This window comes from Hymenobacter artigasi, assembly GCF_012275535.1.
GTDB classification, from domain to species: Bacteria; Bacteroidota; Bacteroidia; order Cytophagales; family Hymenobacteraceae; genus Hymenobacter; species Hymenobacter artigasi.
This window is the reverse complement of the sequence record NZ_JAAVTK010000013.1, coordinates 103,044-117,253: the sequence shown is the minus strand read 5'-3', so window position 1 is coordinate 117,253 and position 14,210 is coordinate 103,044. Positions and strand designations below refer to the sequence as shown.

At 61.4% G+C, this 14,210-nt stretch carries 11 protein-coding genes; 4 read left to right on the top strand and 7 right to left on the bottom strand.

What is annotated here, in order from left to right:
• Positions 1 to 248: 248 nt before the first annotated feature.
• A complete protein-coding gene (locus HBN54_RS18360) occupies positions 249 to 1,652 on the bottom strand; it encodes a UDP-N-acetylmuramate--L-alanine ligase (protein ID WP_262888291.1) in 1,404 nt (467 codons plus the stop codon).
• Between the two features lie 401 nt (positions 1,653 to 2,053).
• On the opposite strand from HBN54_RS18360, the gene dnaB reads away from it, so the two are divergent.
• The 3 genes from dnaB to HBN54_RS18345 are packed head-to-tail and all read left to right on the top strand — an operon-like array spanning position 2,054 to position 4,824.
• Positions 2,054 to 3,586 (top strand): replicative DNA helicase, encoded by a 1,533-nt coding sequence (gene dnaB, locus HBN54_RS18355; RefSeq protein WP_168674739.1) that lies wholly within the window; start codon positions 2,054 to 2,056, stop codon positions 3,584 to 3,586.
• A 6-nt stretch (positions 3,587 to 3,592) separates the two neighbouring features.
• Complete coding sequence (locus HBN54_RS18350) at positions 3,593 to 4,024, top strand: hypothetical protein (RefSeq protein ID WP_168674681.1); 432 nt, start codon at positions 3,593 to 3,595, stop codon at positions 4,022 to 4,024.
• An 11-nt stretch (positions 4,025 to 4,035) separates the two neighbouring features.
• Positions 4,036 to 4,824, top strand: a complete 789-nt coding sequence (locus HBN54_RS18345) for a sulfite exporter TauE/SafE family protein (RefSeq protein WP_235955594.1) — start codon at positions 4,036 to 4,038, stop codon at positions 4,822 to 4,824.
• Between the two features lie 75 nt (positions 4,825 to 4,899).
• Here the strand turns inward: HBN54_RS18345 and HBN54_RS18340 are convergent, their stop codons facing one another.
• The 4 genes from HBN54_RS18340 to HBN54_RS18325 all read right to left on the bottom strand — a co-directional run bounded on the left by HBN54_RS18340 (position 4,900) and on the right by HBN54_RS18325 (position 11,316).
• Entirely contained in the window at positions 4,900 to 5,937 is a 1,038-nt protein-coding gene (locus HBN54_RS18340; protein ID WP_168674680.1) for a hypothetical protein, read from the bottom strand.
• A gap of 245 nt (positions 5,938 to 6,182) precedes the next feature.
• A complete protein-coding gene (locus HBN54_RS18335) occupies positions 6,183 to 7,415 on the bottom strand; it encodes a PepSY-associated TM helix domain-containing protein (RefSeq protein ID WP_168674679.1) in 1,233 nt (410 codons plus the stop codon).
• Between the two features lie 10 nt (positions 7,416 to 7,425).
• Complete coding sequence (locus HBN54_RS18330; RefSeq protein ID WP_168674678.1) at positions 7,426 to 9,945, bottom strand: TonB-dependent receptor; 2,520 nt, start codon at positions 9,943 to 9,945, stop codon at positions 7,426 to 7,428.
• A gap of 321 nt (positions 9,946 to 10,266) precedes the next feature.
• Positions 10,267 to 11,316, bottom strand: a complete 1,050-nt coding sequence (locus HBN54_RS18325) for an LLM class flavin-dependent oxidoreductase (RefSeq protein WP_168674677.1) — start codon at positions 11,314 to 11,316, stop codon at positions 10,267 to 10,269.
• Positions 11,317 to 11,450: 134 nt separating this feature from the next.
• Here HBN54_RS18325 and HBN54_RS18320 point away from each other — a divergent pair, with 134 nt between their 5' ends.
• Positions 11,451 to 12,164: a dienelactone hydrolase family protein gene (locus tag HBN54_RS18320; protein WP_168674676.1), complete on the top strand. Its 714-nt coding sequence runs from the start codon at positions 11,451 to 11,453 to the stop codon at positions 12,162 to 12,164.
• Positions 12,165 to 12,381: 217 nt separating this feature from the next.
• Here the strand turns inward: HBN54_RS18320 and HBN54_RS18315 are convergent, their stop codons facing one another.
• Both HBN54_RS18315 and HBN54_RS18310 read right to left on the bottom strand, forming a co-directional pair.
• Entirely contained in the window at positions 12,382 to 13,413 is a 1,032-nt protein-coding gene (locus tag HBN54_RS18315) for a bile acid:sodium symporter family protein (RefSeq protein ID WP_168674675.1), read from the bottom strand.
• Positions 13,414 to 13,616: 203 nt separating this feature from the next.
• Positions 13,617 to 14,120 (bottom strand): hypothetical protein, encoded by a 504-nt coding sequence (locus HBN54_RS18310; protein ID WP_168674674.1) that lies wholly within the window; start codon positions 14,118 to 14,120, stop codon positions 13,617 to 13,619.
• Positions 14,121 to 14,210 lie beyond the last annotated feature (90 nt).

Genomic DNA, 14,210 nt, shown 5'->3' with positions numbered 1-14,210 from the left:
ATACGCGCAATAAATGGCTGCTAAGGGCCGCGCTCACGGCGCTGGCCCTGCTCATCACCACCGATAAGAAACCAAAAAAGCCCGCTGAATAGCGGGCTTTTTTGGGTGGTTGTCTACTCCGGTCCGACCAGTTGAAGCAAGCACGGTCTGATGTAGACCGGCAACCAGTTAGGAAAAACACGTTCTGATAAACAACGACAACCGGTCGGACCGCCTAGGGCGGTCAGACCGGAACGTCACGTATTCAATCAACCCACAATTTCTGCCGCCAGGCCATTCAAGTCCAGCCCGTCGAACGTGCCCGACGACATGAGCAGCAGGTTGGCTTTGTCCCAGGTCTGGCTTCTTAAGAATGCGGCCAGCTCGGCGCTGTCGGTTATCACTTTGATATCCGGCCGCTGGAAAGCCTCGGCCACGGTGGCGGCGGCCAGCGGCGGCAGGCGCTTGTGCTCCAGCACGTGGGGGTTGAAGTAGACCACAGCCACGTCGGGCGCATCGAAGCAGTGCGCGTACTGCGGCAAAAAGGCTGGGTTGAGGCTGCTGAACGTGTGCAGCTCCAGGCAGGCCACCAGGCGGCGCTTGGGGAACTGCTTTTTCAGGGCCGTGGCCGTGGCCTTTAGCTTGCTGGGGGCGTGGGCAAAATCCTTGTAGACCACCGATGTAGTGCCTTCGCGCACCAGCTCCAGCCGCCGCGCCGCGCCGGGGAACGTGGCTACTGCCCGAAAGAAATCCTTTCCCTTGATGCCCAGCTGCTTACACACTTCCTTAGCGGCCGAGATATTGCGCAGGTTATGCTCGCCGAACACCTGCACGGGCACTTCCTCGTCTTTTTTGGTGATGAGGAACGTGCGGCCGTCGCGGATAACGTTTTCGTGCGGGCCGTAGCCGATGTAGGTCACGTCGGGGTTGGTGGGCACGGCGATGAGCTGGGTTTGCTCGTCGTCGCGGTCGTAGATGAGCACGCCGGCCTTGGGCGTCATATCGGCGAAGATGCGGAACTGCTCGCGGTAGATTTCCTCGGTCGGAAACACGTTGATGTGGTCCCAGCTGATGCCCGAAATCACGCCGATGTGGTGCTGGTAGAGGTGAAACTTGGGCCGTCGGTCCACCGGCGACGACAGGTACTCATCGCCCTCGATGATGATGATGGGCGCATCGTCGGTCAGTTGCACCATCAAGTCGAAGCCCGCCAGCTGAGCCCCCACCGCGTAGTCGAACTTGCGGCCGTGGAAACGCAATACGTGCAGAATGCAGGCCGTGATGCTGGTTTTGCCGTGCGAGCCGCCGATGACGATGCGCTGCTTGTCGCGGCTGGCCTCGTAGATATACTCGGGGAAGGAGTGGATTTTCAGGCCCAGCTCCTGGGCCCGCAGCAGCTCGGGGTTGTCGGGTCGGGCGTGCATGCCCACGATGACGGCCGACAGGTCGGGCGTGATGCGGGCGGCATCCCAGCCTTCCTGAGCGGGCAGCAGGCCGGCGGCGGCAAGGCGGCCTTTGGCGGGCTCAAAAATCTCGTCGTCGGAGCCCGTGACGTGGGCACCCCGGCGGTGCAGGGCCAGCGCCAGGTTGTGCATAATGCTGCCGCCCACCGCGATGAGGTGAATGGCTTCTGGGGGGGTTACCGGTTGCTGGTTGCTGGTTGCTGGTTCCAAAGGAGTTGATTCAGGACACTTTATGCTGGATTCTACGCACTGATTTGTACCCCGCCATCCGAAAAGGCTAAGGGGGGTAGCGGCTAACGTAGCTAACGTTCAACCAGCCACCAGAAACAAGAAACCAAAAACTATTTCGGTGGGGCGCGAAATTACAAACTACCGGCTGCCGCCGCCATTCCATAACCAAAAGAATCGAATTTGTCCACCAATCTTTTCTCCGTTGGCGGGGTTAGCTTTGTATATATCACGGCCGGCCCGGTTTTATTTTCCCGGCCGGTTTCCTCGTCTCCGCTATTTCGTTACTTTAGTTCCCCAATTCCCCTATGCCCGACCAGATGGACGACCGCCTGAAGCAATCCGCCGCCCGCGCCAAAGCGGCCTGGACCAATCGGGGCGGCATGGTGGTTCCTCAAAATGCCAGTGCGGCCGGCAAGCTGCCGCCCCAGGCCCCCGAGCTCGAAATGGCCGTGCTTGGTGCTCTAATGCTGGAAAAAGACGCTCTCACCTCGGTTATTGACCTGCTCAAGCCCGAGAGCTTTTACAAAGATGCCCACCAGCGCATTTACCGCGCCGTTATCCGGCTGTTCGATAAGTCGGAGCCCATCGACCAGCTCACCGTGGTACACGAGTTGCGCGAGATGGGCGAGCTTGAAGCCGCCGGCGGCCCCTTCTATGTAGCCAACCTCACGCTGAAAGTGAACTCGGCGGCCAACGTCGAGTACCACGCCCGCATCATCACCGAAACCGCCATCAAGCGCGAGCTGATTCGGATTTCGAGCGAAATCCAGCGCGATGCCTTCGAGGATACCACCGACGTATTCAAGCTGCTCGACGATACCGAATCGGCCCTGTTCGAGGTGTCGGAATCGAACATCCGCAAGAACTTCGACGATATGCGGAGCCTGATGGGCAAAGCCATCAAGGAGCTCGAAGAAAAGAAAAACCAGGCCGACGGCCTGACCGGCGTACCCACCGGCTTCACGGCGCTGGACCGCGTCACTAGCGGCTGGCAACCATCTGACCTTGTGATTATTGCGGCCCGGCCAGGGATGGGGAAAACTGCTTTCGTGGTATCGGCCATGCGCAACGCGGCGGTTGATTTCAAGAAAGCCGTGGCCATTTTCTCGCTGGAAATGTCCTCGCTGCAGCTCGTCAATCGTCTGATTTCGGCCGAGGCGGAGCTAGATTCGGAGAAAATCAAGAAGGGCAGCCTCGCCGACCACGAGTGGCAGCAGCTCAACCACAAAATCACGGCCCTCTCGGCCGCGCCGATTTATATTGATGACACGCCGGGCCTGAGCATTCGGGAGCTGCGCACCAAGTGCCGCCGCCTGCGCTCGCAGAAGGACGTGCAGATGATTATCGTCGACTACCTGCAGCTGATGAGCGGCAACACCGACGGCCGGGGCGGCAACCGTGAGCAGGAAATTGCCAGCATCTCGCGGGCCCTCAAGGGCATTGCTAAGGAGCTAAATATTCCCGTACTGGCCCTGTCGCAGCTTTCGCGTTCGGTGGAAACCCGGGGCGGCGACAAGAAGCCCCAGCTGAGTGACCTGCGTGAATCGGGCTCCATCGAGCAGGATGCCGACATGGTTATCTTCCTTTACCGCCCCGAATATTACGGCCTCGACCAGGATGCCGAAGGCAACTCGACGCAGGGCGTGGGCGAAGTCATCATCGCCAAGCACCGGAACGGCTCGCTCGAAACCGTGCAGCTCAAGTTCATCGGCAAGTACACCAAGTTTGCCGACCTCGATGGCGTGGGCGGCGGCTTCGACAGCGGTTACCAGCCCATGGGCCTGCCCGCCAGCAACTTCGACAACGAGCCAAGCCCTTTCGCCCCGAACACCATCCGGCTGGGCTCGAAGATTAACGAGTCGCCGGTGCCGTTTCCGAAGAGCAACAGCTTCGGCGAGGAGCCGCCGTTCTAGCGTGTGATGCAGGCCGAAAACGCAGCATCACTCACCAGTGTGCCCTACCAACGCCTCTATTCGGCAGGAGGAATCAGGCTCTTGTCGTTGTTTTTTAATACGATAGTGGGTGGGGTGATGGCATTCCAGAACCTGAAGGATGTCCGGCAGCCCAAGACGGCCTGCGTTGTTTTGTGGGGCAGCATTGGCTACACAATCATCGTGCTTTTCCTGGTGGCCCGACTGACCGGCCCGCCAGCTTCTATATGGCTTTCATGGACTTTTAACATACTCGGTGGCCTGGGGCTGGAAGCGTATTGCCGCAGGTTTATACCTGAGTGGCAAACGGCTCCACTGAAAAGCAATTTCAAGCCGATTATGCTTTGTCTGGGCATTTTCGCGCTTCTGTTCGGGCTACTCTTTTCGCTCGCCGGCCATGCTAATCGGCCACTGTTTTAACCAAGGCTTTTATGATGGATGGCATCAGCCTGACTACCCTGGCGCTATTGAGCTTTTTCGCCTTTCTGGCCGGTTTTATTGATTCGATGGTGGGCGGCGGCGGGCTCATTCAGCTGCCGGCCCTGCTGCTGCTGCTGCCCAAAGACACGCCCATTCCTACGGTGCTGGGCACGGGCAAAGTGGCCAGCCTGGCGGGCACCTCGGCGTCGGCATATCGCTACCTGAAGGGCCTGACGGGCGTACCCATTCGCTGGCGCACGGTGGCGGTGGCGGCGGTAGTAGCGGGCTGCTTCGCGCTGCTGGGTGCCCGCGCCGTGAGCGGCCTGAACAAGGAGCTGGTGAAGCCGCTGGTGCTGGCCCTGCTGGTGCTGATGGCCGCCTACACCTTCTGGCGCAAGGATTTTGGCAGCCTGCATGCGCCCCGCCTGCACGGCCGCCGCGAGCTGTGGACGGGCGTGGCGCTGGGCGCGAGCATCGGGTTTTACGACGGCTTTTTTGGGCCGGGCACGGGCAGCTTGCTGCTGTTTGCCTTCGTGGGGCTGTTTGGCTACGATTTCCTGGCCGCCTCAGCCTCGGCCAAAGTGGTGAACGTGGCCACCAACATTGCCGGGCTGGCCTACTTCGTCTCGACCGGGCAGGTGTTGTACCAGGTGGCGCTGCCCATGGCGGTGTGCAATGTGCTGGGCGCCACGCTGGGGGCGCGGGTGGCCATGCGCCAAGGCACGGGCTTCGTGCGGGTGCTGTTTTTGGCGGTGGTTAGCGTATTTATTCTGAAGCTGGGCTGGGAGACATTTGCCTGAAACAGCAAGTGCCCCGAATCACTACATACGGGGCACTTGGTCAGTTAGCTAATCGGGTAGCAGGGCCCGTCGGGGTTACCTGGTGGAGCGCACGAAACGGGTGCTGGTGCCGGTGCTCAGGTCGCGCACAAAGTAGATGCCGGCGGGCAGGGCGCGCACGTCGAGCACCGACTGTGAAGCCAGTACTTCTCCCGTTTGCAACTGCCGCCCGAGTTGGTCGCACAGGGCAAAGCGAGTGCCGAGCACCCCCATAACCGTCACGTTTTCAATGGTAAGGCTGGGATAAACAACCAGCCGCTGACTGAAGGCTGCATTTTTCACGACCACCACGGGGCTGATGCTGCTGGTGCCGTCGCGGTCGACCTGCCGCAGCCGATAGTAGCACAACGACTTGGGGCGAGCATCCACGAAACTGTACTGCGTGAGCTGCGACGCGGTGCCCACCCCCTGCACCTGGCCAATGGCCCGGAAGCTCTCCGGCGAGTCATCGGCCCGCTCTACCACGAAATAGTCGCTATTGCGCTCCGAAGCCGTGCTCCAGCTCAGGGAGGTGCCGGCAGCAGTGCTTTTGCCCTGAAAAATGGCCAGCTCTACCGGCAGTGGGGCCGCGAGGGGGGCATAGGCGGCAAATAAATCCACGTCCAGGCTGGCATTAATCAACCCTCCAACCCGCAGCTCAATCTGGTTGAAGGGCTTACCAGCAGTGAATTCCACGTTGGCCTTGCCCCCGCTCAGCGCGCTCAGGGTCACCAGACTATTCACGGCAATATTTTCTTCGTACCCCGAGTTCGAGTTCATGTAGGTACGAATCGACATGTTGTTTAGGAGCGACACATCCAGGGTTGAGCCGGCCTGAATAACCAATCCGACCCGGCCGCCCGACTGCACCATCGAGCTAAAGACCAACCGGAGCCGGGAAGCACCCAGAGCCGGGGCTGAAAGCGTAGCAGCGGTCATAAGCGAGCCGTCCACCGCTTGCTCGGTATTAGCAGCAAACGCGGAGGTGGCTACGGAGGTCGCGTACTGCACCTGCTCGGCGCAGGCTTTTCCGGTCATACTCAAAGAAACAAGCGCCACCAAAACGACGCGCACCAAGGGGTATAGTTTAAACATAAGTAGCTGATTAGAGTGTCCGCCTATGCCAGACACAATCTTCCAGCCACCCTTCAGCCAGTTGCCTAACCAGCTAACAATCAATAATTTTACTTTTTCGCACTTATTTAAATTGCATCTAAATGGGAAAGTCAGCACCAAAATGGGAATGAGTTACCAAAAACCAACTTATTACCAGACCTTTATATTCTTGACAAGAATTTATCCGATTGAACAATACTTAGCTCAAACCAATCAACCCAGATTCAATTCATTCCAACCAAAATTACATTTTCAACCGGCCGTGCCCGACGGCTTTTGCGCCGCCGGTTCCACCACATAATGGTGCCCGTAATGGGAAAGGTGGCTCCCAACAGGCCGATAGTAAAAGCCAGAATTTTGGTTGGCAAGCCCCCAATAGCTCCCGTGTGCACCGGCTTGAACAAACCCCGGATACGCTGGCCCACCGGCTTTTGCGCATAAGTCTGACTGCTGATTATCCGGCCCGAATACTGGTCGAGATAGACTTCATAGGTAGCACTTTCGGTGATGGCGCCGGGGCGCAGGATGGCCACCCGAATACTGCCGGTAGGCTCCTTGGGCATTTGCACGGAGTATGACTCGGCATCGGGGGCCTGCTGGCGGGCCAGGGCCAGCATGGCATCGGCGGCCAAGGGCGCGGTGCCGCCCACAACGGGCGCGGCCGAGGTGGGAGGTTCGGGCCGCTTCAGGGGCGAGTGGGTGAGCTTATTGATGCCCGTGCCCACCCAATCGAACGACATGCCCACGCCCGTGAGGGCCATGATGAACAGGAACACGGCGGCATAAAAGCCCAGCGAGATGTGAAAATCGTGGTTCAGGCGCTTCCAGTTGCTGCCCCACTTCACCGTCAGGCGCGGCTTGAGGGCCTTGCGGGCGGTGGGCCACCACAGCACCAGCCCGGTGCCGAGGATGAACAGGAACACCACGGAATTCACGCCCATCACCAGCTTGCCGGTTTTGCCGGCTACTAGGCCGCGGTACAGCTGCTCCACGGTTTTGAAGAAGTTGTCGCGCGGGTTCAGCTCACCCGTGACGGCGGCCGTGTAGGGATTCACGAAGATGCGGGGGCCGGCCGCGCCTTTGCCCTTGCCTCCTTTGCCGGGGCCGCCTTTGCCGGGCATCTGGCCCGCACCGCCGCGCGCGTTCCCCTGTGCTTCCTTACCGTTGGCATCGCCGGCCAGGCTTACTTCCACGGTGCGGGCGGGGTCGGCGTAGAGCTTGAAGCTGCTGATTCTGGCTTTGGGCTTATAGGCTTTCACGGCCTCGGCCAGCTGCGTCAGCGGCAGGCGCGGCGTGGTGGCGGGGGCCACGAAGTAGCGCGCCGGGTACCAGGCCTGCTCTATTTCCTGCTCGAAGGCCAGCACGCTGCCCGTGAGGCACACGAACACGATAAGCAGGCCGGTGCCCAGGCCCAGCCAAAGGTGGATATTGCGGAAAAGGGTTTTGGTCGGGCTCATCGGGGTTCAACTACAGCTTGTAAGTGAGGGTGGTGGCGAAGGTGCGGGGCGCGATGGGGTTGATACTGTTGTCGTCGTGCACGTTGTAGCTCAACTCGTTGAGCAGGTTGGCCATTTTGAAGCGCACCGAAAACCGCTCGTAGGCATAGCCCACCGAGGCGTCAAAGAGGAAATAGTTGGGCAGAGCAATGAGCTTGAAGGCATCGGCCGATGCCGTGCCGTTCGTGGCCCAGGGCTTGCCGGTGGTGGGGTCGAGCAGGCGGGGATTGCGGCCGGCCAGGCGGTCGCCCACGTAGTAGGTCGTCAGGCCGGCGCTGAGGCCGCGCAGGAAGTTGTTGTTGGCGAAGACGTTGGCAAAGCTGTAGTACAGGCTGGCATTGGCCGTGTGGGCGGGGTTGTAGCGCAGGCGGCTGCCGTCTTCGTAGAGGTTGCTGCGGGTGTAGGCCGTGTGGTTGTAGCTGTAGCCGGCAATGAGCGAGATGCCATTGACAGGCCGGCTCTGGATATCGACTTCTATGCCCTTGCTGGTGACCTGGCCGGCCAGCTCCTGCGGGCTGGCAGTGGCGGCGGTGGCAAAGCGCGGGTCGGTGGGCAGCACGCTCTGAGCCTGGTTGCTGTTCACGATGCGGTAGGCCGTCACGTTGGCCGACAAAGCTCCTTTAAACAGGTCATTTTTGATACCGACTTCGTACTGGTCGATGAGCGAAGGGGCCAGGTTATTGCCCCGCACATCGACGCCGGAATTCGGGGTGAAGGAATTGGAATACGAGGCAAAAATGGCCGTCGTTTTCACGGGCTGATACACTAGGCCCAGGCGGGGCGAGAAGGCATTGTCGTAGCGGCGGTTTTCGGCTACCGTGGGCGCGTTGGTGGCCGGCAGCGCCAGGGCCGGATAAGTGTACACGTCGCTGGGGGTTTCCTGGTAGCTCCAGCGCATGCCGGCCAGCACCTTCACTTGGTCAGTCAGGCCGATGAGGTCCTGCGCGTAGAAGCCGGCGCGGCGGGTGTTGCCCAGCGTGCGGGTGTTGTAGCGCATGGCGTCGAAACCCGTTACCCGGCCTTTAGGCTGGCCCAGCACCCGGCTGGCATTGAGGATGTTGAGCGAGTCGTAGGCCTGAGAGATGAAGGCCAGCGTGTTGGTGTTGTACTGGTCGGCATCGGCGCCCACCAGCACGGTGTGGCCAATGCGGCCGGTGCGGAGCATCCCGGTGAGGTCGACCTGCGCGAGGTAATAGTTCTCGGCCGTTTGGGTGCGTTGCAGGCCGCGCTGCCAGTCGCCGTAGCGGCGGCCGGCCGTGGTGCCCACAATGCTGGTGGGGCGGGCAGCGCTGCGCAGCTCGTTGTCGTAGCGCTGGAACGAGCCCACGGCCCGCACCTGCCAGGTGCTATTGAGGCGGGTGGTGAGGGTGGCGGTAGCGCTGGTCTGGTTGGTGGCGTTGGTGGCGTCGGCCACGTTCAGGAAGCGACTGCGCGATTCCTGAATCTCGTAGCCGATAGCCCCGATGCCGTAGTCGGGCGTGCGGTTGTCGCGCAGATAGTCGCCTTCAATCACCAGCTCGGTTTTAGGCGACAGCCGGAACAGCAGCGAGGGGTTGACGTACACGCGGTTGCTCTTCACGCCGGCGCGGTAGCTGTCGGCGCGCTCCCAGGTGCCGTTCAGGCGGAAGGCCACTTGCCGGCTCTCCCCCACCGCGCCGTATACGTCGAACTGCGGCTTCACGAAACCGTAGCTGCCCACCCGCAGCCCCACCGAGCCGCCGCGCTCAAACAACGGCTTCTTCGTCACCAGGTTCAGGATGCCGCCCGCCGCCACGTTGCCGTACAGAATGGCCGCGCTGCCCTTCAGCACCTCCATGCGCTCCAGGGAGCTTACTTCGGGCATGATGCCGTTGTTGAAGCGCACGCCGTTTTTGAAGGTGTTGGCGCTGGTGTAGGCGAAGCCCCGGCTGGCGATTTCCTCCTGCGCGCCGCCCGTAGTGCCCATCACGTACACGCCGGCCACGTTGGTCAGCACGTCGCTCAGGCGCAGGGCCTGCTGCTGCTCCAGCACCGGCCGCTCAATGGTGAGCGTGGCCTGCGGGTTGTCGAGGGGCGCGATGGGCATTTTGCCCGCGCTGGGCGTGCTCTGGTTCAGGCTTTTAGCGCCGGCCACGGTCACTTCCTGCAATTGCTGCTCGCCCCGGGCCAGCGTGAAGGGCGGCAGGGCCACCGCCTGGCCGGGCTGCACTTCTACGGCCACTTCCTGCGCCTGGCAGCCCAGGCAGCTCACCACAAAGGCCTGCCAGCCCGCCGGCACTTTTAAGGCGAAGCTGCCGTCGGCGGCGGTAACGGTGCCGCGCTCGCTGCCCTTGAGACGCACCGAAACCTGCTCGGCCGGCTGGCCATCGGCCAGCAGCACGCGGCCCGTCACGGTGCCATTCTTACTGCTGCCGCGCTGCTGCTCATGGTGCCGCAACGGCGTATTCTGGGCAAACCCCGTGGCGGGTAGCAGCGCAATGGAAAGCGAAAGGAGCGGGACGAAGTATTTCATGACCTTATTTAGAATGATTCAAAATAGAGCACAAAGGTGTTCGCTATTTAGAATCATTCCAAATAAACTTTCCAAAGAAACCAGAATGTCTTCAGGATTGCAATGGGATTGATTCAGCATTTTTCAGCCAATCGACTGCTTTTCAAATAAAAAAACCCGGCTGCAAGGCCGGGTTTTTTTATTGAGAACATATTGTTAATGGGTTTCGCCGTTGAACGGAAACCGCCTGCATCGTTCAACAACGGGACACAAATCCACAGGTCGCTACACCGTGCTGGCGAAGTCGTGAGCGCTGTCAGGCGTCAGTGGACAGCCGTTCAATCAGGCCAGCTGGGCCTCGTGTTCGGCCGGCGCGGGCGTTAGCTCGAAGGCCTCGGCCAGCAGCTCGTAGGAGCGCAGGCGGTCCTGAAAATCGGCGGTGATGGTGACGGCCGTGATTTCATCTACCCCGTAGTCGGCGGCCAGCTGGGTGAACTGGGCGTGCACCTGCTCGGGGGTGCCGCTCACCACGCGGTTGCGGTTGGAGGCAAGGTGGGCCTGGTCCTGGGCGGAGAAACGGTGGTTACGCACTTCTTCGGTCGAGGGAAAGGTGCGGTATTCGCCCCGGTTGAAGCGGATGAGCTGCATGTCCATGGCTTTGCGCAGCTCCTGGGCTTTTTCCTCGGTATCGGCGCAAAACGTGAATACGGCCACGTTGGCCAGCGGCGCGGCCAGCTCGCGGCTGGGCCGGAACCGCTCGCGGTACTGGCGCACGGCCGCCGGGCCGCCCGCCCCATTAATGAACTGCGCGAACGAAAACGCCATGCCCAAATGCGCGGCAAACAGGCCGCTCTGGCCGCTGGAGCTCAGCAGCCAGAGCTCCGGCACGGTGGGGGCCTGGGGGGCGGCCATCACCCGCTCGTGAATAGTGTCGGGCACCTTGTCATCGCGCAGATAGGCTTGCAGGTCCATGAGCTGCTCCACGAAATCCTGCTCGCTGAAGGTGTTGCTGGGGTTGAGGGCGTGGGCCGTGAGGCGGTCGCCGCCGGGGGCGCGGCCCATGCCCAGGTCGATGCGGCCGGGAAACAGGTTTTCGAGCAGGCGGAAGTTTTCGGCCACTTTCAGGGCCGAGTAGTGCGGCAGCATCACGCCGCCCGAGCCCAGCCGGATGTGCTGCGTCTGGCTGCCGAGGTGGGCAATGAGCACCTCGGGCGTAGAGCCGGCCAGCGTGTGGGTATTGTGGTGCTCGCTCACCCAGAAGCGGGTGTAGCCGAGGCGGTCGGCGAGCTGGGCCAGCTGCACGGTTTCGAGCAGGGCCTGGCGGGCGGTGCTGCCCGGCCGGATGGGCGACTGGTCGAGGACGTTGAGGCGGATTTGGGGGGTGGATTTCATAGCCAGCGGATTGGAACAAGGTGGTAAACCCCCGGCCGGGCCATCCGGTTCGGAAAAGCGCCCGGGCCGGGCCGGCGCAATGAACAATTGCCCGTTCAACTGTTAATGCCCGAAACAATCCCAAATCCTTTCAAATGAGCGACCAGAATTTCGTCACCCTCGCCGTGGCCGATGGCACCGAGATGCGTGCCTACACCGCTTTCCCCAGCAGCACCGGCCCCGTACCGGGCATCATCCTGCTGCAGGAAGCCTTCGGCGTTAACCACCACATCCGCAGCGTGGCCGACCGGCTGGCGGCGGCCGGCTATGCCGTTATCGCCCCCGAGCTGTTCCACCGCACGGCCGCCCCGGGCCTGGAAATCGACTACGCCAATTTCGGCACCGAGGCCATGCCCCACTACATGGCCATCAACAACGACGACCTGACTTCGGACCTGCAGGCAGCCTACGCCTGGCTGCAAACCCAGCCGCTGGTGAAAGCTGAAAAAATTGGCAGCATCGGCTTTTGCCTGGGCGGCCGGGTATCGTTTCTGGCCAATGCCGTGCTGCCGCTGGCGGCAGCCGTATCGTACTACGGCGGCGGCACCCACACCATTGCCGACCGCGCCAAAGACCTGCACGCCACGCACCTGTTTTTCTGGGGCGGGCTCGATGAGCACATTGGCAAAGCCGATATTAACCAGGTAATTGAGGCGGTGGAAGCGGCTAACAAGCCCTACATCAACACCGTCATCTCCTACGCCGACCACGGCTTCCACTGCGACGCACGGGCCAGCTACCACCCCGAAGCCGCCAAAGAAGCCTGGGCGCTGACGCTGGCGTTTTTCGGGGAGAAGCTGGGCGCGTAAGCATAACTTCCCTGCAAAACCTGACGCGGGTGACCTCACCCCCGGCCCCTCTCCAAAAGAGAGGGGAGCCTGATGTCAGGCTATAAAAAAGGTTCGATTCTATCCAGAATCGAACCTTTTTTTTGCAAAAAAACACCTTGTATACGCCGCCGTGGCCCCCCTCTCCTGCGGAGAGGGGCCGGGGGTGAGGTTTTGCCGTTGGTTCGGCTCCGCCGCGTCAGGCTGCCACCGGCTCTATTACCGGCTGGCGGCCCAGGTACTGCGCCATGCTACTGGCCAGCACAATCTGCAAGGCGTGGTAGAGCATGAGCGGCAGCAGAATGAGCCCCGTGGCGGCGCTGGCCGGAAACAGCAGGCTAGCCATCACACTGCCGTGCACCAGCGACTTTTTCGAGCCGCAGAAAACGGCCACAATCTGGTCGGCGCGGGGGAAGTGCAGGGCGCGGCTCAGGGCCCAGATGATGCCGAACACCAGCAGGTACAGCGCAACCATGCCCGCGCCCAGCTTGAAAATATCGGCCGGGCGGTAGCGGCTGAAAATGCCATCGGCGAAGGAATCGCAGAAAGCGGTGAAGACGATGAGCAGGATGGTGACCTGGTCGAAGATGCGCAGGCCGGCCTTGTGGCGCTCGGCGAAGGCGTGGAAGCGGGAATTGAGCAGCACCCCCGCCCCTACCGGCAGCACCACCTGCCACAGCAGCTGCACGGCCAGGCTCCAGAGTTGGCCACCGCCCGTGCTGGTATGCAGGAAAAAACTACACAGCAGCGGCGTGAGAGCGATGCCCAACAGACTGGAAATACTGGCGTTGAAAATGGCCGCCGGCAGGTTGCCGCCCGCAATGCTCACCATCACCACCGACGTGGAAACCGTGCTGGGCAGCGCGCACAGAAAGAAGATGCTTTGCCAAAGCAGCTCGCCGCCTTCAGCCCCAAAAAACGGGTGCACCAGCAGCGCCAGGGCCGGAAACAGCACGAACGTACTCAGCTGCACCAGCGTGTGCAGCCGCCAGTTGCGCATGCCGTCGCGTAGCTTATCAAAGCTCAGCTTCAGGCCATAAAAGAAAAAAACCAGCGCCACGCCCACCGTCGTAATGCTGTGCCACGGCACAGGACTGGCCTTGCTGCCCAGGCCGGGCGCGAAGTAGGCCAGCGCCACTACGCCCAGCAGCGCCAGCAGAAACCAGTCGAGCCCGGCGCGGGATAAGAGGGCGGCAAAGCGGTTTGGGGCAGCGGGCGGAACGGGAGTCATAGCGCAAGAATACGCCGGACGGGCGGCTTTTGCGATGCAGAGTGGCCACGAAAAAAGCGCCAGCCTCCTGAGAGTCTGACGCTTTTTCATGTGACCGATGAATCTGCTGTCATCCTGAGCGTAGCGAAGGACCTTGTCACCGCTGAGCAAATCGCGTCAACGTGACAAGGTTCTTCGCTGCGCTCAGGATGACAGCAGATTATCTACTCACTGGGAACACCGCCGCCCAGGCCGGGCGCGGCATTGCCCTGCACGCCTTGGGCATTGGGCACGCCCATTTTCTCTTCGCGCTTGCGCTGGTACTTGCCAAATTGGGCGGGGTTGAGCACGTCCTTGAGGGCTTCGAGGCGCGAGCGGCCAGCGCTTTCTACCACGCCGGCCAGCTTGCGCGGGTCGGCTTTGTAGCGCAGGCGGCCGATTTCGACCTGCTCTACGGCACGGCGATTGATGACGCGCACCTTCTCGGTTTGCTGGGGGTTGAGGCCCAGGTTTTGCTGCATGTTGGTGGTGAGGGCGTTGGCTTTGGCATCGATAACGGCATCGGGCGGCGAAACCACGGAGGGCTCGGCTGGCACGGTGGTTTTGATTTTGACGCTGGGCTGACCGGCGGGCTTCACCTTGGTTTTGACGGTGGCCTGCGCCTGGGCGGCCGGAGCCGCCGACAACAGGGCCAGGGCCAGCAGCGGCGAGAGCAACAAGAATTTCATAGAAAAGCGAAAAAGCAAAAAACAGCGCCCGGAAACATAGCGCTATGAAAGAGTAAATATCGGCCAAAAGACCGGCTCATATCGTGCCGA

Bases quoted from the DNA above. Each gene is read 5' to 3' on its own strand.
- HBN54_RS18325 (WP_168674677.1), bottom strand. From the start codon at position 11,316: ATGAAATCCACCCCCCAAATCCGCCTCAACGTCCTCGACCAGTCGCCC.
- HBN54_RS18340 (WP_168674680.1), bottom strand. From the start codon at position 5,937: ATGTTTAAACTATACCCCTTGGTGCGCGTCGTTTTGGTGGCGCTTGTT.
- HBN54_RS18320 (WP_168674676.1), top strand. From the start codon at position 11,451: ATGAGCGACCAGAATTTCGTCACCCTCGCCGTGGCCGATGGCACCGAG.
- HBN54_RS18335 (WP_168674679.1), bottom strand. From the start codon at position 7,415: ATGAGCCCGACCAAAACCCTTTTCCGCAATATCCACCTTTGGCTGGGC.
- HBN54_RS18330 (WP_168674678.1), bottom strand. From the start codon at position 9,945: ATGAAATACTTCGTCCCGCTCCTTTCGCTTTCCATTGCGCTGCTACCC.
- HBN54_RS18310 (WP_168674674.1), bottom strand. From the start codon at position 14,120: ATGAAATTCTTGTTGCTCTCGCCGCTGCTGGCCCTGGCCCTGTTGTCG.
- HBN54_RS18350 (WP_168674681.1), top strand. From the start codon at position 3,593: ATGCAGGCCGAAAACGCAGCATCACTCACCAGTGTGCCCTACCAACGC.
- HBN54_RS18345 (WP_235955594.1), top strand. From the start codon at position 4,036: ATGATGGATGGCATCAGCCTGACTACCCTGGCGCTATTGAGCTTTTTC.
- HBN54_RS18315 (WP_168674675.1), bottom strand. From the start codon at position 13,413: ATGACTCCCGTTCCGCCCGCTGCCCCAAACCGCTTTGCCGCCCTCTTA.
- dnaB (WP_168674739.1), top strand. From the start codon at position 2,054: ATGGTGGTTCCTCAAAATGCCAGTGCGGCCGGCAAGCTGCCGCCCCAG.